Source organism: Rhizobium sp. SG741 (assembly GCF_012275435.1).
GTDB classification, from domain to species: domain Bacteria; phylum Pseudomonadota; class Alphaproteobacteria; order Rhizobiales; family Rhizobiaceae; genus Rhizobium; species Rhizobium lusitanum.
The window spans coordinates 64001-83674 of sequence record NZ_JAAZQP010000018.1; the positions used below are offsets into that span (position 1 = coordinate 64001).

Consider the following 19674-nt stretch of genomic DNA (forward strand, 5'->3'; position numbering starts at 1 on the left):
CAGCGAACCCTCGCCGGGCGCTGTGATGGAAGGAAGGCTGTGGATGCACCTATCCCCTTCTCCCCGCGCGGGGAGAAGGTGGCCGACAGGCCGGATGAGGGGCAAATCGTCCATTACTCGAGTTGACTTGCGGCATTCGCGGAAGAGACTGATCGATAACCCAGAGAGCTAGGGAAGGCGCAATTGCTGCATCACATTTCATTCGGTGTCGCGGATATCGAGAAAGCCGCTGCATTCTATGACGCGGCATTTGCACCGCTTGGCTATGTGCGGGTTTGGGAAGACCTAAACCCAGGCAACCCCGACCAAGCGATCGGATATGGCCCAGCAGGCGGCGGCGACAAGTTCGCCATCAAATTGCGGGGCAAGGACGCTCGAGCTCCCGGCTCCGGCTTTCATCTCGCCTTTGCCGCACCAGGCCGCGAAGCCGTTTCGTCGTTCTATGAGGCTGCGCTGGCTCACGGCGGCGTGGACAATGGGGCACCGGGTCTTCGGCCTCACTATGGCCCGAATTATTTTGCCGCCTTCGTCATCGATCCGGACGGCCATCGCATTGAGGTCGTTACCAAGGCTGCGGAATAGCTGACGGGTGGAAGCGCAGCGGTATCGCCATCCGCCCTCGTGGTTCGAGGCTGCAGCCCTTCGACAGGCTCAGGGTGCTTTCGCACCTCACCATGAGGACTGATCTTTTGTGCCGCCACAGAAGGCACTCCACCTCATGGTGAGGGGCACTGCCGTGGGAGCGCAGCGAAAACGGTGGTGCCTCGAACCACGAGGTGGCTTCCGACACGACCGGACTTAGAGATCGCCCCGCATCGGATGCCCCTTGTAGACGCCGAGGATGCGGACTTTTTCCGAGAAGAAGCGCAGTTCTTCCAGCGCGCGGCGCACATGCGCATCGGCGGGATGACCCTCGATATCCGCATAGAACTGCGTTGCGACAAAACGGCCGCCGAGCTGGTAGCTTTCGAGCTTCGTCATGTTGATGCCGTTGGTGGCGAAGCCGCCGAGCGCCTTGTAGAGCGCGGCGGGAATGTTGCGGACGTTGAAGACGAAAGTGGTGACGATTTTTTCGTCCGGCGAGCTGCGTGCCGCCCAGTCTTCATCACGCGACAGGATGACGAAACGCGTCATGTTGTTTTCGGTGTCTTCGACATTCTCGGCGATGATTTCCAGCCCATAGAGATCGGCCGCAAGCCGCGGCGCCAGCGCCGCCATGCTGCGGTCGCCGGTTTCCTTGATCAGCTTGGCGGCTCCCGCCGTATCGCCGGCAATGACCGGTTTCCAGCCATTGGCGCGCACGATGTTGCGGCATTGGCCGAGCGCGTGGATATGGCTGTGGACCGTGCGGATTTCTTCCTTCTTCACGCCAGGCAGCACCATCAGCTGGAAGCGGATCGGCATGAAATATTCGCCGACGATATGCAGGCGCGATTCCGGCAGCAGATGATGAATGTCGGCGACACGGCCGGCAATCGTGTTCTCGATCGGGATCATGCCGAGATCGGCGTCACCGTTCTCGATGGCGGTGAGGGCATCCTCGAAGGTCTGACAGGGCAGCGGTTCCATGGTCGGGAACATGTCACGGCTGGCCATATCGGAATTGGCGCCGTACTCGCCCTGGAAGGAGATCTTGTTGGTCTTGGTAATCATGGGACTGCCCTTGGGGGAATGCCGTCAGAGAGAAGCGGCGGAGAGGATGCGTCTGGCCTTTTCGAGGTCCGCGGGAGTATCGACACCGAGCGGGATCGTGTCAACGATCTCGACATCGATGCGCATACCGGCCTCGAGCGCCCTCAGCTGTTCCAGTGATTCGCGCAGCTCCAGCGTCGATGGGCCGAGGCTCACGAATTTCGCGAGTGCAGCGCGGCGGTAAGCATAGAGGCCGATATGGTGATAAAGCGGCCCTTTGCCGTAGGGCGCTGTTGCACGCGTGAAGTAGAGCGCGCGCAGGCGATTTTCGGAAATCGGCGAGCCGACGACCTTGACGACGCTCGGCAGGGTCTTTTCTTCCTCGTCCTTGATCTCGACGGTCAGCGTCGCGATGTCGACGGCGGGATCTTCCAGCGGGCGCAGCGAGGCACGGATAGTCTCGGGATCGATGGTCGGCAGGTCGCCTTGCACATTGACGACGATCTCCGCGCGGCCTTCGGGATCGACGACCTGCAGCGCCTCATAGATGCGGTCCGAGCCCGATTGATGATCCCTGCGCGTCATGACGACTTCGAAGCCGGCATTGGCAACGGCGGCATAGGTATCCTCGTGATCGACGGCGACGACGATGCGACCGATCGCCGCCTCGCGCGCACGCTTGGCAACCTGTACGATCATGGGCAGGCCGCAAATATCCGCGAGCGGCTTGCCCGGTAGGCGAGTGGAAGCCATGCGGGCGGGAATGAGGACCAGGGTCTTGTCTAAATTTGAATCTGTCATTCTTGGGCCTTCTATTCCCGCGGGAAAAGTGTCAAAACGTCTCATGGTGGAGGCGGTTTACAGAGTTGCAAGAAACAGCCAAAAGACATAGGTTTCGCGCGAATTCAAGATGGGCCGGCAGAGGATGCTGGTGGCGAGGGGAGCATAGCAGATGAATTCATCCTACGTGAACATGGGAGTCGGGGCACTTTTGGCCACGCTGTTCGTGTTGAAGTCCGTGTCGCTCGCGTCAGGATTTATTTTCCATTCAGAGGCACCGGAAAAGCCCGGTTTCGCCATAGTCGCGGCCGAGGAGCCGGCTGCAGGCGACAAGGCCGCGGCCGCCAAGCCGGATACGCCGATCGCCCAGCTCTTGCAGAAGGCTGATGCCAAGGTCGGCGAAACGATCTTCAAGAAGTGTCAAGCCTGTCATTCCGGGGAAAAAGGCGGACCGAACAAGGTCGGCCCGGATCTCTGGGGCATCGTCGATCGCCCGGTCGGCGAGCATGAGGGCTTTGCCTATTCCTCCGGCATGAAGGACTTCTCCAAGGGCGGCTCGGAAAAGTGGACTTACGATCATCTCTATCACTTCCTCGCTGCTCCGAAGAAGTTCGTTGCGGGAACGGCAATGGGCTTTGCCGGCCTGCCCAAGGAAGAGGATCGCGCCAACGTGATCGCCTATCTGCGCACGCTTGCCGATACGCAGGTGCCGCTGCCGGATCCGAACGCCGCGCCGGCTGCTGCGACCAACTGATATTGACACCAGTACCCGCAATCGAAAGCCCGGTCAGAATAGCCGGGCTTCTTCGTGCCGTTTTTCAGAGGGCATGCTTGCGCGAGCGCGTCCTCTGATCGAGATCATAGACCTTCAGCCCTTCCTCGGCCTTGGGCGGCACGCGCCATTCCTGCGGAGCCAATGCCTTGCGGCCGTCGCGCAAGCCCGCGTCCCAATGCTCGCGCATCGAAAGCGCTGAGAACTCGTAGTCCTTGGAATGTGAGCGGAACTGCTTGTTACGATAGATCAGGTGGATGATGGTGACGCTGTAGTCGCAGCTATGCACCTGCAGCTTCTGGATTTCGGGGTCGGCCTTGGCCTCATCGGGAAGGCGGGCATAAAGTTCGGATATGGCGCGCCTCAGGCGGTGGCGCTCCAGAAAGAGGTCGGTGTTCAGTCGGGTGCGGCTCGAATAGGTGATGTCCTTGCGCCGCTCCTCGACTTCTTCGAGATCCTGCGGCAGATTGCCGACGGCGCTGAAGAGATCGACCTGAAACACCACGGTATCGACGCCCGCGCCGTTGCTGAGCACGTAGCCCAGCGGCGTGTTCGAAACCAGGCCGCCGTCCCAGTATTGCTCGCCGCCGATCTTGATCGCCGGAAAGCCCGGCGGCAGGGCGCCGCTCGCCATTACGTGTTCCGGCGTGATCTTGGTGTCCTTATTGTCGAAAAAGGCGAAGTTGCCGGTGCGCACATTGACCGCACCGAGGCTGAGCCGCACCGGGCCGTGATTGATTCGGTCGAAATCGACATGGTCGAGCAGCGTCTGCCGCAATGGCTCGGTGTCGTAGATGCTGGTCGCGCCCTTGGAACCAGGCGCCTGGAACCAGGATGGAATCTGCCAGGGCGAAAAGAAGCCGGGGACGCCGAAGGTCGACACCCACCAGCTGCTGACCGTGCGATAGAAAGCGGTGCTCTGGCGCTGCTGTTCCATCAACACGTCGACCGGGAGCTGGATGCCGACCTTGTTCCAAAAGGAGCGCAGCGCCTTGAGCCGCTCTCCCGGCACATTGCCGGCCATGATCGAGGCATTGATCGCGCCGATCGAGATGCCGGCGATCCAGTCGGGTTCGATATTCTGTTCTCGGAGCGCTTCGAAGGCGCCCGCCTGATAGGAGCCGAGAGCGCCGCCTCCCTGGAGTACGAAGACTTTCTGAGAATAGGCCGAAGCGGGATTGGTGAGTGGAGCTGCAATATTCATGTGCCATCCTTTGCTGCGCTTCAGTCTTCAAGGCTGCGATGCGCAAATATATGACCATTTTCCTGCCTGTTTCTCCGAATGCGGAGATATGTCGTCCCGGCCATTGGCGGCTTGGGGCCGGCCTAGCCGAGAATATAGGCCCAGAGCGACACCGAAAATGCGCCGAGCGCGGTCGTCAGCGTAATCGTCGAGGCTGCGAGACTGTGACCGACGCCGAAGCGATTGGCAATCAGCCAGGCGTTCACACCTGTTGGAACTGCGGCTGTGAGCACGAGTGCGGCCCGCCATTCCGGGCTGAGACCGAGGAGGTGGCCGGCCGCCAGCACGCAGGCCGGCAGCAGGAAAAGCTTGAAAGCCGCCATGACGCTGGTGATGCCGAGATTGCCTGATAGCCCGTATTGGCGCAGCGCCATGCCGAGCGAGATCAGCGCCGCCGGGCCGGCAATATTGGCGATGCTGTCGACGACGGTGCCAAGCGTCGCCGGCAAGGGAATGCCGACGATATGCACGACGAGGCCGCAGAGAAGCCCGATGACCAGCGGATTGCGGACAAGGTTCCTGCCGACCTGCCGGAGGAGCTTCCATATGCTGCGGCCGGCGCCGCCGTTTTCCTTGCGTTCGGCCTGCTCCATCAGCAGCGTGCCGGCGATCATCATCGTCGGCAGATGCACGGCAATCAGGATCGACATCGCCATGATGCCGTCTGGCCCGACCGTGCGCCCCACCAGCGGCAGGCCGATGAAGATCGTGTTGGCGAAGGCGGAGGACACGCCGGCCAGTACGCCGATGCGCGCATCCCGCCCGAACAGCCGCGTCGCCACCAGATGGCCGGCAGTCCAGGTGATGGCAACGCCGGAAAAATAGGCGATCCACAATCGAAACGGCGAGGCGCCGCGAAAATTCGCCTCCGCAATGGTCTGGAACAGCAGCAGCGGCACGGCGATCTTGAACACGAACTCGCTCATCGCCTCGCCGACCTCGGCCTTCAAGAGACCGGTGCGCACGATCACCCAGCCGACGAGAATCAGCAGGAAAACCGGAAGGACGTCGGTAAAGATTTCGGACATGCCGGGCGAGGGCCGTGAAGGGTGAGCTCGAGGGATTTGACCCGGAAGTTGTAGCAGCTTGGCCCATCGTGAGAAGCCGCAAAAGCAAAAAAGCGGGATCAAACCCGCTTTTGCCGATCCGGTCCCGCCTGACGGTCCTCCCGGTGCACATGCCGCCAGTTCATCCGTGGTCGGCCCGCGTACCGGGGAGGCGGAAGGTATCATACCTTCCCAGGCTGGCTTGGAGGCCTTGTGAGCTTCCGATCCCAGCCGCTTGTTAAGGATTTACACATGGAAAGTGACAGTCGAATGACTGATGGGAATCAAGTTAACTGTCCCGGTGCCGATTTTTCTTCCAAACTTCGGAAAAACCGATAATACCGGATACCGGCTATCACCTATACCGGGACCCTCCTATTGATGACTCGCTTCGATGTACTGACCGTTGGCAATGCCATCGTCGACATTATCGCCCGCTGTAACGATCAGTTCCTGATCGACAACAAAATCACCAAGGCCGCGATGAATCTCATCGATGCCGAGCGCGCGGAACTTCTCTATTCCCGCATGGGCCCGGCGCTTGAGGCGTCCGGCGGCAGCGCCGGCAATACGGCCGCGGGCGTGGCGAATTTCGGCGGCAGGGCCGCTTATTTCGGCAAGGTCGCCGAGGATCAGCTCGGAGAGATCTTCGCTCACGATATCCGCGCCCAGGGCGTGCATTATGAGACCAAGGCGAAAGGCACCTTCCCGCCGACCGCCCGTTCGATGATCTTCGTCACCGAGGACGGCGAGCGCTCCATGAACACCTATCTCGGCGCCTGTGTGGAGCTCGGCCCGGAAGACGTGGAGGAAGATGTCGTCGCCGACGCCAAGGTCACCTATTTCGAAGGCTATCTCTGGGATCCGCCGCGCGCCAAGGAAGCGATTCGCGAATGCGCCCGCATCGCCCACGCCAATGGCCGCGAAATGTCGATGACCTTGTCCGACAGTTTCTGTGTCGGCCGCTATCGCGGCGAATTCTTGGACCTGATGCGTTCGGGCACGGTCGATATCGTCTTCGCCAATCGCGATGAGGCTTTGTCGCTTTACGAGACCGAGGATTTCGACACGGCGCTGACGCTGATTTCAGCCGATTGCAAGATCGCAGCTGTCACGACAGGCAAGGACGGCGCCGTCATCGTGCGCGGCACCGAACGTTATGTGGTCGATGCCCATCCGATCGAGGAGCGCGTCGATACGACCGGTGCCGGTGATCTCTTCGCCGCCGGTTTCCTGTTCGGCTATACTCAGGGCCGTACGCTCGAAGATTGCGGCAAGCTCGGCAACCTCGCCGCAGCTATCGTCATCGAGCAGATCGGTCCGCGGCCGATGCGATCGCTGTCGGAAGCCGCCAAGGAATTCGGGCTCCTTTGATGGGGCTCGTTGTCTAAAGCTTTTTCGTTTTCTCAGATAGTCGAAGCCGCCTTCAGCAGACCGCTGCGGGCGGCTTTTCCTATAAGGCCGGCCGGGTGCCTATCCTCGGAAGAGCCCTACAGTCCCCGCTTCATAGAGGATGAGGATGCCGAGGGCGATCAGGACGAACGGCACGATCCTGTGCCCGTGGCGTCTGATCGGTGCGCCAAGCGTCGGATGGTTCACCAGAGAATGGGCAGCGCCGAGCCAAGCCGCCGTCAGGATCGCGAAGATGCAGCCGATGGCCAGGATCTCATAGGCGGAGCGGGTGGCAAAGAGCGGCGTATATATGCTGATGTTGTCGCCGCCATTGGCGATCGTCACCAGGGTGACGGCGACGATATTGCTATGCCCCGCTGAAGCCTTCTCGTGGTCCTCCGGATTGTCGCCTGTTTCGACGCCGTTCCAGAGCTCCCATAATCTCCTGAGGCCGAAAAAGATCGGCGCGAAACCGAGTAGGCCGATATAGGTGGCGGGAATGACGAGCACGAGGAACGAGGCGACAACGCTGACAGCATAGAGAACGGCAATGCCGAGATACTGGCCGATGACGACCTGCTTCGCCCGGAATTTCGGATCGGCAAAGAAGCCGAGAAGAACGAAAATGTCATCCACATTGGTCGAGGCGAACACAACGATGGCAACGCCGAAAACGCCTAGCATATAACCCAAGGCCGCCACTCTCCCGTTCCGATGCCGGATATATCATTGCGCCGGAAAAGTTGCGCGGTTGCTGATGTCGCGGAGCTTTGTGGAATTCTCTACTTGAAGGCTTCGCCGGGATAGGCGCCCCAGATCTCGGACTGTGCAACCCAGCCCTCCGTGCCATCGGCGGTGACCATGCACCAGTCGCCGGTGCATTCGCGAACGCTCATCATCACGCCGGGTTGAAGCTTGGCGATGACGCTGGCGGATGGCTGGGCGTCGCGGCGCATGTTGACGAAGACGGCCTTGCCCTTGCCCTTCATCCATGGGGCTGCGAGCGCCGAGCGCTGGCCCGACAGCAGCGACTGGTTGACCCAGCCCTCGGTGCCGTCGGAATCGCGTACGCGCCGCCAATTATCGTATTCCTGGATGATCTCGACCGGCAATCCCTGCTTGAGATAGAGCCATGAGACGGCATAATCCGCGCTCGGACCGATGCGCAGGTTGACCCGCTTCGACTTCAGCGTGACGAACCTCGGCAACGGCAATCCGCTCGGCCCCTTGGCGGCCTGCGCCACGGCAAGATCGGCGGCGGCACCGGCCATCATCAGGCCGATCGCGAAAATGGCGCAGGACTTCAATACTCTGCCACGCATGGGATTTCCGTTCGTTCATCATGATCAAGGCGCCGTCGGGTCGCCTTTTGGCTCCGGTCAGCGGCAAATCCCTGGATCGCGCCAGCGAGTTTTGTTTGTCTTCGCCTGCGGGTCTGGTAGAAATGCCCGGAACGGGAAAATTATCCCGCTTCTTGGTTAAGAACATCTGAACAAGGCATCGCCGCTCTCCATGACGACGAAGAAAAAACCGAAGGTTTACGTCACGCGCAAACTGCCGGATGCGGTGGAGACGCGGATGCGCGAACTGTTCGACGCCGAACTGAATATCGACGACCGGCCGCGCACGCCGGCGGAGCTTGCCGCGGCGGTTCGAACCGTGGATGTGCTGGTGCCCACGGTCACCGATCGTATCGACGCCGCGCTGATCGAAGAGGCCGGGCCGCAGATGAAGCTGATCGCCAGCTTCTCCAACGGCACTGACCATATCGACGTCGAAGCCGCCGCCCGCCGTGGCATCACGGTCACCAACACGCCGAACGTGCTGACCGAGGATACCGCCGACATGACGATGGCGCTCATTCTTGCCGTGCCGCGCCGCCTCGCCGAAGGTGCGCGGATACTGACGGACAACCCCGGCGAATGGGCGGGATGGTCGCCGACCTGGATGCTCGGCCGCCGCATTCACGGCAAGCGCATCGGCATCGTCGGCATGGGGCGCATCGGCACCGCCGTTGCCCGCCGCGCCAAGGCATTCGGTCTGTCCATCCACTATCACAACCGCAAGCGGGTCAATCCGGCGACGGAAGACGAGCTCGAGGCCACCTATTGGGACAGCCTCGACCAGATGCTTGCCCGCGTCGATATCGTTTCGGTCAATTGCCCGTCCACGCCCGCGACCTTCCATCTGATCTCGGCGCGCCGTTTGGCGCTGCTGCAGCCGACGAGTTATATCGTCAACACGGCGCGCGGCGATGTGATCGACGAGACGGCGCTGATCAAGATCCTGCGCGAAGGCAAGATCGCCGGCGCCGGCCTCGACGTGTTCGAGAACGAGCCGGCCGTCAGTCCGAAGCTGGTGAAGCTCGCCAATGAGGGCAAGGTGGTTATCCTGCCGCATATGAGTTCGGCCACATTGGAAGGCCGCATCGACATGGGCGACAAGGTCATCATCAACATCCGCGCCTTCATCGACGGACATCGTCCGCCCAATCGCGTGCTGCCGTTTCGCTGATACGTTTTCGCTCGGCGGGTGGCGCTTTGAGCAGGCCCCGTTTTGCCCAGCGCGCAAGTTGTCATTCACATCCAAAATCAATGCATCCGCCTCGGGGCCGGTCACGCCCATGTCATAAAGGCGACCCAGAGATGACCGCAGGTACGAAGCAGGAAGGGCAGAAGAGAAATGGCACGGGCGCTACCGCATGAGCGGATCCAATATGTCGTCGAAGGCGGCTTTAAGCTGTCGGGTGAGATCGAGCCGAGCGGCAACAAGAATGCCGCGCTGCCGATCATCGCTGCATCGCTGCTGACCGATCAGCGCGTCGAGCTCAGCAACGTGCCGCGCATCCGCGACGTCGAGGCGCTCGTGGAGTTGATCCAGTCGGTCGGTGCGAAGGTGCGCTGGCTCGGGCGCAACGAGCTCGAAATCGAGGCACGCGAACTGCGCCCCGCCAATCTCGATCCGGATCTCTGCGCCCGCATCCGCGCCTCCATCCTGCTTGCCGGCCCGATGTTGGCGCGTTGCGGCGAGATCACCTTGCCGCCGCCCGGCGGCGACGTCATCGGCCGCCGGCGTGTCGACACGCATTTCCTGGCGCTGGAACAGCTCGGCACCGAGATCAGCGTCAACCACGTCTATAGTTTTCGCGCCGAACGGCTGCGCGGCGCCGATGTCTTCCTCGACGAACCCTCGGTGACGGCGACGGAAAACGCGCTCTGCGCTGCGGTATCAGCCGAAGGCACGACGATCCTGCGCAACTGCGCCTCCGAGCCGCATGTGCAGGATCTGGCGCGTTTTCTCATCGCCATGGGCGCCCGCATCGAAGGGATCGGCACCAACATGATGACGATCCACGGCGGCCAGCCGCTGGGTGCCGTCACGCACCGGATCGGGCCTGACCATAACGAGGTGGGGTCGCTGATCGGCCTTGCCGCCGTCACCGGCTCGGAAATCACCATCCGCAAGGCGGGTGTAGAGCATCTGCGCTCCACCTTGATGACCTTCGAGCGCCTCGGCATCCGCTGCCGTATCGAGGGCGACGATCTGATTATTCCCTCCGGGCAGGAGATGAAGATCCAGTCCGATTTCGGCGGCCATATTCCGAAGATCGAGGACCAGCCGTGGCCGGCTTTCCCGGCCGACACCATGTCGATCGCCATCGTCACCGCGACGCAATGCGACGGTGTCGTTCTGATGTTCGAGAAGATGTTCGAAAGCCGGATGTTCTTCGTCGACAAGCTGATCGCCATGGGCGCGCGAATCGTGCTGTGCGACCCGCATCGCGCCATCGTCGCCGGCCCGTCGAAGCTGCGCGCCGCCCAGCTCGAAAGTCCCGACATCCGCGCCGGCATGGCCATGCTGATCGCGGCGATGTGCGCCGAAGGCACTAGCATCATCAACAACGCGCAGCAGATCGAGCGCGGCTATGAGCGCATCGAGGAGCGGCTGAACGCGCTCGGCGCCCGCATCACGCGCATCCCGCCGCGGGAGGCGTGAGGGCCGAAGGCGCGAATCGCTACGGTAGGAATTTCTGCATCTCGATCGACGTCGTGCGATCGAAGCCCGGATGGCGATTGTCGGCGGTTTTGGCGAAGCCCAACGCGGCGAAGGTTGCATGGTTTTCGGTAAGTTCGATGCGCGTTTCCAGCCGCAGGACGGCGAGACCTCGCTCGCGCGCGTCAGCCTCCGCATATGTCAGCAGACGCCTGCAGATCCCCTTGCGTTGCGCGGTCGGCAACACGGCCAACTTGCCGATATAGAGGCTATCCGGCTCGGCGCGACAAAATACACAGCCGGCTATCTTATCTCCATCAAGCGCGACATAGCCGATCTCGTTGCGAGCTTTTTCCCTCAGAGACTGCGGCGTCAGCGCAAGCGCAGATGAGGGTGGGTCGATCCGTCCGTTCATATAGGCGAAAGAGGCAAGGATGAGGTCGAGCAATGCGTCCCAGCGGTCGAAGCTGCCATTCAGCCGTTGAATCGTAATATCGCTCATTCCGCTGCCACCTTGCTGCGCTTGCGGCGATAACGAATGGTCTCGAAGCGCGCCGTGAGCGCGTCGTAGAGCAGCAGTCGGCCGATCAGCGGTTCGCCGATGCCGGTCATGAGCTTGATCGCCTCCATCGCCATCAGCGTGCCGATGACGCCGGTCAGTGCACCGATGATGCCGGCCTCGGCGCAGCTTGGAATTAGGCCTTCCGGCGGCGGTGCCGGGAAGAGATCGCGATAGCGCGGATTGGGCGCGCCGTCGGTGCCGTTCTCATAGGGCTTCAACGTCGTCACGGACCCGTCGAATCGCCCGACCGCGCCGGTCACGAGCGGCAGGTGGGCGGCTTCAGTCGCGTCGGCTGCGGCATAGCGCGTGTCGAAATTGTCGGAGCCGTCGATGACGAGATCGAAACCGGCGAGATGCCGCGCAGCCGTGTCGGCGGAGAAACGCTCCTCGAAACGGACGGTCCGCACATGCGGGTTGAGCCTTGCGATGGCGTCAGCCGCACTTTGCGTCTTCAATTCGCCGATGGTGCCGGTGTCATGAATCACCTGCCGCTGCAGGTTGGACAGCGAGACGCGGTCGTCGTCGGTAATGCCGAGCGTACCGACGCCGGCGGCCGCAAGATATTGCAATACAGGCGCACCGAGCCCGCCCGCGCCGATCACCAGGACACGCGCGGCCTTCAATTTCTGCTGGCCGGCGCCGCCGATCTCGGGCAGCAGGATATGGCGCTGATAGCGGGCGATTTCGTCTGAGGTCAAAGGATCCATGGCGGCAATTCTATCATGATCGGCGGTTTTGAGGTGCTAGGATTTTGTAATGCCGCCATGCGCCACGGTAAAGAACTGCGCGCGCTCGCCGAGCGCTGAAAACATCGCCTTGTCCGTGCCGGTCATGAACGCCTGTCCGCCGAGCCCATCGATGAGATCGAACAGCGCGGCGCGCCGGCCCTCGTCGAGATGCGCGGCAATCTCGTCAAGCAGCAGGATCGGCGCGTGCCCGGTCAGATTGCCGACGAGGCGCGCATGGGCGAGGATCAGGCCGACAAGCAGGGCCTTCTGCTCGCCGGTCGAGCAGCGTTCCGCCTCCATGTCTTTTTCGCGATGGCGCACCAGCAGATCGGCTCGGTGCGGCCCATCCAGCGTTCGCCCGGCCGCCGCATCGCGGTAGCGTCCCTCGCGCAGCAGGGCGGCGTAATGATCCTCGAGGTCGACGGCCGGCCGGTCGAATTGTCCGTCGAGGAAGCCGGAAAGTTCAAGAGCCGCCGAGGGAAATGGCGTTGCCTCGCGCGTTTCGGCAATCAGCCGCGAAAGAAGGCCGAGCATCTCCTGCCGCGCGATCGCCATGGCGATGCCGAGGCTCGCCATCTGCTCCTCGATGCCGGCAAGCCAGGAGGGATCGAACCGGCCCTCGGACAGCAGCTTGTTGCGGCTGCGCATGGCGCGCTCGAAATCGCTGGCACGACGGCCATGGGCGGGATCGAGCGACAGCACCAGCCGGTCGAGGAAGCGGCGGCGTTCGGAAGAACCGCCAGTGAAGAGGCCGTCCATGGCCGGCGTCAACCAGAGAACGCGCAGATGATCGGTCAACTCGTCCACGGTCTTGGCCGCCGTGCCGTTGATTCGCAATTTGCGGGTCGCCGCCTCGTCTGTCGCGTCGATGCCGGTGCCGATCTCGACTGAGCCCTCGATGCCTTCGAGTTCGGCAAAGATCGAAAATCCACCCGGCGCATGGACGCGAGTGATATCCGCATAGGCTGCACGCCGCAGGCCGCGCCCGGGCGAGAGAAGAGAAACCGCCTCCATGAGATTGGTCTTGCCGGCGCCGTTGTCACCGGTCAGCACCACATGCCGCTCGTCAAGCGCAAGTGCGGCCGCCGCATAATTGCGGAAGTCGGCGAGCTTCAGGCGCGAGATGAAAACCTTGTTCGGCATTGGTCTTTCAGATTCTTAGTCGGTGGCCGAGGGGTATGCCGAACATCGCTCGAGCGCAAGGATTTTGCCGTGCACATCAGCCCTCATGGTGAGGAGGCCCGTAGGGCCGTCTCGAGCCACGAGGGCTGGTGATTCGGCCGCAAACGAAAAAACCGGCCGAATCACCGGCCGGTTTTATGGGAAGCGATTTGATTCGCCGTTCAATCGCTGAAGGTATCGAAGAAATCCTTCATGCGGGCAAAGAAGCCCGTCGATTCGGGATTGTTGTCCTTCGACGAGATCTGCTCGAATTCCTGCAGGAGTTCGCGCTGGCGCTTGGTCAGCTTCTGCGGCGTCTCGATCTGGATCTGGATATAGAGATCGCCGACCTGGCTTGAGCGCAGCACCGGCATGCCCTTGGCCTTCAAGCGAAACTGCTTGCCGACCTGCGTGCCCTCGGGAACGGTGACGCGCGATTTCGTGCCGTCGAGCGTCGCCACATCGAAGGTGCCGCCAAGCGCGGCCGTCGTCATCGAGATGGGCACCGCGCAATAAAGGTCGGCGCCGTCGCGCTGGAAGAACTCATGCGGCTTGACGGAAAGGAAGATGTAGAGGTCGCCCGCAGGCCCGCCACGAAGACCCGCTTCGCCTTCGCCCTGCAGGCGGATACGCGTGCCGTCCTCGATGCCGGCCGGAATGTTGACGGAGAGCGAACGCTCTTCGGTCACGCGGCCCTGGCCATGACACTTGGTGCAGGGATCGGGAATGATCTGGCCGCGGCCATGGCAGGTCGGGCAGGTACGTTCGACGGAGAAGAAGCCCTGTGCGGCGCGCACCCGGCCGGAGCCCTGGCAGGTGCCGCAGGTCTTCGGCTGCGTGCCGGGCTTGGCACCGGAGCCGGAACAGACGTCGCAGGTGAGCGAGGTCGGCACGCGGATCTGCGCCGTCTTGCCGACGAAGGCTTCCTCGAGCGAGATTTCCATATTGTAGCGAAGATCGGCGCCGCGCTCGCGACCGCCGGAGGAACGTCCGCGTGCGCGGCCGCCACCCATCATCTCGCCGAAAATATCCTCGAAAATATCGGAGAAACCGCCGCCGCCAAAGCCGGCACCAAAACCGCCTCCGCCGCCCATGCCGCCGTGCTCGAAAGCCGCGTGGCCATAGCGATCATAGGCCGCGCGCTTCTGCGGATCCTTGAGCGTTTCGTAGGCTTCGTTGATTTCCTTGAACTTCCGCTCGGCGCTGCTGTCGTCCGGGTTCTTGTCCGGATGAAATTGCATCGCCAGCTTGCGAAAGGCGCTCTTCAGCTCTTTCTCGTCCGCCGTCTTTGAGACGCCCAATGTCTCGTAAAAATCCGCTTTTGCCATTAAGGATTAGACCCCGGAAATGGATTTCCGGCTGCCCGAAGGCAGCCGGATCATGCGCACAACCCCTTAAATTGATAGGGTTTAAGGAAAGGCTTATGCGCCACTTTAAATTCCGCTGCGCCCTTTGCGCGTCCAAAAGGACGCGCGGCGCAGTAGCTCCTCGAGAACCTTTCGGTTCGCGCTTATGCTGACCGCTTGCGGTCGTCTTCGTCCTTGATTTCCTCGTAGTCGGCATCGACAACGTCGTCCTTGCCGGCTGCCGAGGCATCAGCCGAAGGGGCTTCCGCCTGCTGGGCCTCATAGATCGCCTGGCCGAGTTTCATGGAAACTTCCATGAGCGTCTGGGTCTTGGCCTTGATATCTTCGGCGTCCGGCTCGGAAGCTTCGGTCGCCGCCTTCAGCGCTGCGATTGCGTCGGAGATCGCATTGCGATCGGCTTCGCTGACCTTGTCGCCATAATCCTTCAGCGACTTTTCGCTGGAGTGGATCAGGCTTTCGGCCTGGTTCTTGGCTTCGACGCCTTCGCGACGCTTCTTGTCTTCGGCAGCGTGGGCTTCGGCATCCTTGACCATCTTCTCGATGTCGGCGTCGGAAAGACCGCCGGAAGCCTGGATGCGGATCTGCTGTTCCTTGCCGGTGCCCTTGTCCTTGGCCGAAACCTGGACGATGCCGTTGGCGTCGATGTCGAAGGTGACTTCGATCTGCGGCACGCCGCGCGGAGCGGGCGGCAGGCCGACGAGGTCGAACTGGCCGAGCAGCTTGTTGTCGGCAGCCATTTCGCGCTCGCCCTGCGAGACGCGGATGGTCACGGCCGATTGATTGTCGTCAGCGGTCGAGAAGGTCTGCGACTTCTTCGTCGGGATCGTGGTGTTGCGTTCGATCAGACGGGTGAAGACGCCACCCAGCGTTTCGATGCCGAGCGACAGCGGGGTCACGTCGAGCAGCAGAACGTCCTTGACGTCGCCCTGCAGAACGCCGGCCTGGATGGCGGCGCCGAGAGCGACGACTTCATCCGGGTTGACGCCCTTGTGCGGTTCCTTGCCGAACAGCTGCTTGACGACTTCCTGTACCTTCGGCATGCGGCTCATGCCGCCGACGAGAACGACTTCGTCGATTTCGGCAGCGGTAACGCCGGCATCCTTCAGGGCGGCCTTGCAGGGCGCGATGGTGCGCTGCACGAGGTCGTCGACCAGGCTTTCCAGCTTGGCGCGCGTCAGCTTCAGCGTCAGGTGCTTCGGGCCGGTGGCGTCAGCCGTGATGAAGGGCAGGTTGATTTCGGTCTGCTGCGCGGAGGACAGTTCGATCTTCGCCTTTTCGGCAGCTTCCTTGAGGCGCTGCAGCGCGAGCTTGTCGCCCTTGAGGTCGATGCCGTTGTCCTTCTTGAACTCGGCAACGAGATATTCGACGAGACGCATGTCGAAGTCTTCACCGCCGAGGAAGGTGTCGCCGTTGGTCGACTTCACTTCGAAGACGCCGTCGCCGATTTCCAGGATGGAGATATCGAAGGTGCCGCCGCCAAGGTCGTAAACGGCGATGGTCTTGCCGTCCTTCTTGTCGAGACCGTAGGCGAGGGCTGCAGCGGTCGGCTCGTTGATGATGCGCAGGACTTCAAGACCGGCAATCTTGCCGGCATCCTTGGTTGCCTGACGCTGCGCGTCGTTGAAGTATGCGGGAACGGTGATGACGGCCTTTTCGACCTTCTCGCCGAGATAGGATTCCGCGGTTTCCTTCATCTTCTGAAGGATCATTGCGGAAATCTGTGCAGGCGAATAGCCCTTGCCGTTGGCTTCGACCCAAGCGTCGCCATTGTCGCCCTTGACGATCGTGAACGGAACAAGGTGCTTGTCCTTCTCAACGGTCGGATCTTCGTAGCGGCGGCCGATCAGGCGCTTCACCGCAAAGAGGGTGTTCGTGGGGTTTGTCACAGCCTGGCGCTTGGCCGGCTGGCCGACGAGGCGTTCGCCATCATCGGAGAAGGCGACCATCGACGGGGTGGTGCGGGCGCCTTCGGCATTTTCGATCACTTTGGCGTCTTTACCGTCCATGACGGCGACGCAGGAATTTGTCGTTCCAAGGTCGATACCAATTACTTTTGCCATGTCATTCTCTCCTTGAAGCAAGCTATCGGAACCCCTGCCAGGCATTCCATTGACAGCCCCTTACGGGATGGTCTTGAGGATTGCGCAGCCATGACTGCGGTGATGCGGCGTATATAAGTAGCGGTTTTACTGACTGCAAGGCAGGAAATGACCTGGAATCCAGCAAAACGAATGGTTTGTCGCCCAAATTCCACATGCCGGGGCCGTCCGCGGGCCTGTGGATTTCATGCAATCCTATATCAGATCAGCCTTGCCGCGGCCATGCAAGCGGCAAGGCTGAAAATTACGTTTTTATTGGCCCAGAATGACGTCGAGAAGCGAGGAACGATGCGGTCGCACCGTCGCCGTGTGGGGGCTGGTATCGCCCACATCGGCGGGGGGGATGTCGCCGGTGTCGTAGGTGTTCGAGCTGTAGGGGTTGGTGTCGTCGGTCAGATTGGCCGGCGGCAGATCCTGCGGGTCGTCGTTGGCAACGGTCTGGTTGACGATCTGCGGCTGGATCGGCTGCTGCGACGGCCGCTGTTGCAGCGTCGGCTGCTGAATCGCCTGCCCGCCGCCGGACGTGCCGGAAATGATATTGCCGATCGTCGTGGGCTGGTCGGCATTCGGCGCCGATTGCGCCACGGGCAAGCCGTTGTCGATGATCTGGCCGCCACCGAAGATCGGTGCCGGCGTCAAGCCCTTGTGCGCGGCGATCATGAAATCCTTCCATGCCCTGGCCGGCAACCCGCCGCCCGTGACCTTGCGCATCGACTTGCCGTCGTCGTTGCCGAACCAGACGCCGGTGGTCAGATGGCTGGTAAATCCGACGAACAGCGCATCGCGGAAGGATTGCGTCGTTCCGGACTTGCCGGCGGCCTGCCAGCCGGGAATGCGGGCCGACTTGCCGGTTCCGTATGCGATGACGCCGGCCATCATGGCGTTCATGTTGGCGACGATATCCGGGTTCATCACGCGTGGCGGATTGGCGACATTGGCCTGGTAGAGAACCTTGCCGCCTGCGGTCGTGACCTTGGTCACGACGTAGGGTGTCGCCTTGAAGCCGCCGTTCATGAAGGCGGCGTAAGCGGAGGTCAGTTCCAGCAGCGAGACCTCCGACGTGCCGAGCGCGATGGAGGCGTTGGCTTGCAGGTCGGATTCGATGCCGAGCCTGTGGGCCACCTTGATCACTTGGTCCGCCCCGACCTCGGCGACGAGCTGCGCGGCAACCGTGTTCAGCGACTGCGCCACCGCCGTGGCAAGCGTCACGGGGCCGCTGTAGCGCTGCTCGTAATTCTCCGGTGCCCAGTTGCCGATCTTGATCGGCGCGTCGTTGCGGATCGAATTGGGCGTCAGCCCCATTTCCAATGCCGCGGTATAGACGAAGGGCTTGAAGGCCGAGCCCGGCTGGCGCTTGGCGGTGACGGCGCGATTGAACTGGCTTTGTGCATAGTCGCGACCGCCGACCAGCGCGCGGATGGCGCCCGTCGCATCGACGGACACGAGCGAGGCCTGGGATGCGTTGAGCTTCTTGCCATCCTTGGCGAGCACGTCGTTCAGCGCCTTTTCGGCCTTCTCCTCGAGCGACATGTCAAGGGTGGTGTCGACGATCAGGTCATCCTTGATGTCGCTGCCGATCAGCTTCGGAAGCTGATCCATGACCATGTCAGCGACGTAGTTTTCCGCGCCGCTCCAGTAGCTCTTCGAGCGTGTCGGCGGCTGCGACATCGCGGTCTTGATGTCGGCCTCGCTGATGAAGCCCTGATCCTGCATGGCCTGCAGCACCAGCTGGGCTCGAGCCTCCGCGGCGGCGGGATCACGGGCGGGCGACAGCCGCGACGGCGCCTTGACAAGGCCGGCCAACATGGCGGCCTCGCCGAGGTTCACGTCACGGGCCGATTTGTTGAAGTAACGCCGCGAGGCCGCCTCGACGCCATAGGCATTCGAGCCGAAATAGACGCGGTTCAGATACATCGTCAGGATCTGGTCCTTGGTGTATTTATGCTCCAGCCACAGCGCAAGCAGCACTTCCTGCACCTTGCGTTCCAGCGTGCGATCCGGCGACAGGAACAGGTTCTTGGCGAGCTGCTGCGTCAGCGTCGAGCCGCCCTGGACGGCGTGTCCCGTCAGGACGTTGGTCACGAAGGCGCGGCCTAGACCGATCGGATCGAAGCCGAAATGGGAATAGAAGCGCCGATCCTCGATGGCGACGATTGCTTCGGGTATGTAGGGCGACATGTCGCTGAGCGCCAAGGCTTCGCCGCCGGTCGTACCGCGGTTGGCAATCAGGCTTCCGTCGAGGCCGGCGATCTTTACGTTCGGCGGCCGCTCGGGAATGGCCCAGGTGCTGGCGCTCGGCATGCGCGACCCGTAGTAGGCGACAAGGCCAGCAAGCCCGATGCCGGCCCAGAGGCAAAGCACCAGTCCCCAATAGATCGTTGTGCGGATGAACCCGAAAAAACCGCGGCGCGGTGGACGTCGGGCGGGCTTGCGGCGGCTGCGCGAGCGGCGGGGCTTTTCGACCACCGGCTCATCCTCATCCTCGTCTTCGTCGTACTCCGGCTCTTCATATCGGGACGAGCGTCTGCCGCCAACGATGCGTTCGCCAGCGCTGAATCCGTCATCGATGCGTTCCCGGCCGCTGGAAAAGGATGGATCTATCCTCTGGCGTGATTTTTTCTTATCTGCCATTGCGGGCCGGTCGTACCTCGATGCTTCAGTGTTCCGATGTCTGCTGCCGAACTGATCACAACGGCAGCACATGCCCTTCAGGACGCGCGATTGCCCGTCTGCCGGCTATCATCTTGGAAGAATGATCCCGATGCTCCGGACAGGAGCGCTGCCGGCCGTTCGTTCACGAACCCCTCGCGAAGACATTAAATCCCGCCTGAACTGTAAATGCGGCGATTTAAGGAGGGATTAAGAACATTTCCGGCCCTCGCGATAGCGGCTTTCGCCC

Annotated in this window: 17 protein-coding genes; 5 read left to right on the plus strand and 12 right to left on the minus strand. The window is 62.0% G+C overall.

The window, feature by feature from the left end; genetic code table 11:
- Positions 1-183 precede the first annotated feature (183 nt).
- On the plus strand, positions 184-582 hold the full coding sequence (locus tag FHT29_RS31275) for a VOC family protein (RefSeq protein WP_047561131.1): 399 nt from the start codon (positions 184-186) through the stop codon (positions 580-582).
- A gap of 216 nt (positions 583-798) precedes the next feature.
- Here the strand turns inward: FHT29_RS31275 and FHT29_RS31280 are convergent, their stop codons facing one another.
- Together FHT29_RS31280 and FHT29_RS31285 are read right to left on the minus strand one after the other, a co-directional pair.
- Positions 799-1653, minus strand: a complete 855-nt coding sequence (locus tag FHT29_RS31280; RefSeq protein WP_047561129.1) for a prephenate dehydratase — start codon at positions 1651-1653, stop codon at positions 799-801.
- A gap of 24 nt (positions 1654-1677) precedes the next feature.
- Complete coding sequence (locus tag FHT29_RS31285; RefSeq protein WP_047561127.1) at positions 1678-2433, minus strand: 3-deoxy-manno-octulosonate cytidylyltransferase; 756 nt, start codon at positions 2431-2433, stop codon at positions 1678-1680.
- A gap of 151 nt (positions 2434-2584) precedes the next feature.
- On the opposite strand from FHT29_RS31285, the gene FHT29_RS31290 reads away from it, so the two are divergent.
- A complete protein-coding gene (locus tag FHT29_RS31290) occupies positions 2585-3166 on the plus strand; it encodes a cytochrome c family protein (RefSeq protein WP_037199255.1) in 582 nt (193 codons plus the stop codon).
- Positions 3167-3230: 64 nt separating this feature from the next.
- On the opposite strand, the gene FHT29_RS31295 is transcribed toward FHT29_RS31290, so the two are convergent.
- On the minus strand, positions 3231-4388 hold the full coding sequence (locus FHT29_RS31295) for a patatin-like phospholipase family protein (protein WP_047561125.1): 1158 nt from the start codon (positions 4386-4388) through the stop codon (positions 3231-3233).
- Positions 4389-4510: 122 nt separating this feature from the next.
- Positions 4511-5455 carry an AEC family transporter gene (locus tag FHT29_RS31300; protein WP_168600915.1) on the minus strand — a complete coding sequence of 315 codons (945 nt, stop codon included), beginning with the start codon at positions 5453-5455 and terminating at the stop codon, positions 4511-4513.
- Positions 5456-5854: 399 nt separating this feature from the next.
- Between FHT29_RS31300 and FHT29_RS31305 the strand changes: the two genes are divergently transcribed.
- Positions 5855-6847 carry an adenosine kinase gene (locus FHT29_RS31305; RefSeq protein ID WP_037199252.1) on the plus strand — a complete coding sequence of 331 codons (993 nt, stop codon included), beginning with the start codon at positions 5855-5857 and terminating at the stop codon, positions 6845-6847.
- A 99-nt stretch (positions 6848-6946) separates the two neighbouring features.
- Here FHT29_RS31305 and FHT29_RS31310 read toward each other — a convergent pair whose 3' ends face one another.
- Positions 6947-7549, minus strand: a complete 603-nt coding sequence (locus FHT29_RS31310) for a cadmium resistance transporter (protein WP_047561194.1) — start codon at positions 7547-7549, stop codon at positions 6947-6949.
- 98 nt (positions 7550-7647) lie between these two features.
- Positions 7648-8187 (minus strand): SH3 domain-containing protein, encoded by a 540-nt coding sequence (locus FHT29_RS31315; protein WP_037199250.1) that lies wholly within the window; start codon positions 8185-8187, stop codon positions 7648-7650.
- A gap of 190 nt (positions 8188-8377) precedes the next feature.
- Between FHT29_RS31315 and FHT29_RS31320 the strand changes: the two genes are divergently transcribed.
- Together FHT29_RS31320 and murA are read left to right on the plus strand one after the other, a co-directional pair.
- Positions 8378-9379 carry a D-glycerate dehydrogenase gene (locus FHT29_RS31320; RefSeq protein WP_037199248.1) on the plus strand — a complete coding sequence of 334 codons (1002 nt, stop codon included), beginning with the start codon at positions 8378-8380 and terminating at the stop codon, positions 9377-9379.
- A 168-nt stretch (positions 9380-9547) separates the two neighbouring features.
- Positions 9548-10861 carry a UDP-N-acetylglucosamine 1-carboxyvinyltransferase gene (gene murA, locus FHT29_RS31325; RefSeq protein ID WP_047561119.1) on the plus strand — a complete coding sequence of 438 codons (1314 nt, stop codon included), beginning with the start codon at positions 9548-9550 and terminating at the stop codon, positions 10859-10861.
- A gap of 19 nt (positions 10862-10880) precedes the next feature.
- Here the strand turns inward: murA and FHT29_RS31330 are convergent, their stop codons facing one another.
- From FHT29_RS31330 to FHT29_RS31355, 6 genes are all read right to left on the minus strand, one after another.
- Complete coding sequence (locus tag FHT29_RS31330; RefSeq protein WP_210166107.1) at positions 10881-11351, minus strand: GNAT family N-acetyltransferase; 471 nt, start codon at positions 11349-11351, stop codon at positions 10881-10883.
- Between the two features lie 5 nt (positions 11352-11356).
- Complete coding sequence (locus tag FHT29_RS31335; RefSeq protein WP_037199243.1) at positions 11357-12127, minus strand: molybdopterin-synthase adenylyltransferase MoeB; 771 nt, start codon at positions 12125-12127, stop codon at positions 11357-11359.
- Positions 12128-12163: 36 nt separating this feature from the next.
- Positions 12164-13291 carry a DNA replication/repair protein RecF gene (gene recF, locus FHT29_RS31340; RefSeq protein WP_047561113.1) on the minus strand — a complete coding sequence of 376 codons (1128 nt, stop codon included), beginning with the start codon at positions 13289-13291 and terminating at the stop codon, positions 12164-12166.
- A 200-nt stretch (positions 13292-13491) separates the two neighbouring features.
- Positions 13492-14637, minus strand: a complete 1146-nt coding sequence (gene dnaJ, locus FHT29_RS31345) for a molecular chaperone DnaJ (RefSeq protein WP_037199240.1) — start codon at positions 14635-14637, stop codon at positions 13492-13494.
- A 182-nt stretch (positions 14638-14819) separates the two neighbouring features.
- Positions 14820-16736 carry a molecular chaperone DnaK gene (dnaK, locus tag FHT29_RS31350; RefSeq protein WP_037199239.1) on the minus strand — a complete coding sequence of 639 codons (1917 nt, stop codon included), beginning with the start codon at positions 16734-16736 and terminating at the stop codon, positions 14820-14822.
- Positions 16737-17027: 291 nt separating this feature from the next.
- Positions 17028-19406, minus strand: coding sequence for a transglycosylase domain-containing protein (locus FHT29_RS31355; RefSeq protein ID WP_047561108.1), 2379 nt, complete (start codon positions 19404-19406; stop codon positions 17028-17030).
- Positions 19407-19674: the final 268 nt, after the last annotated feature.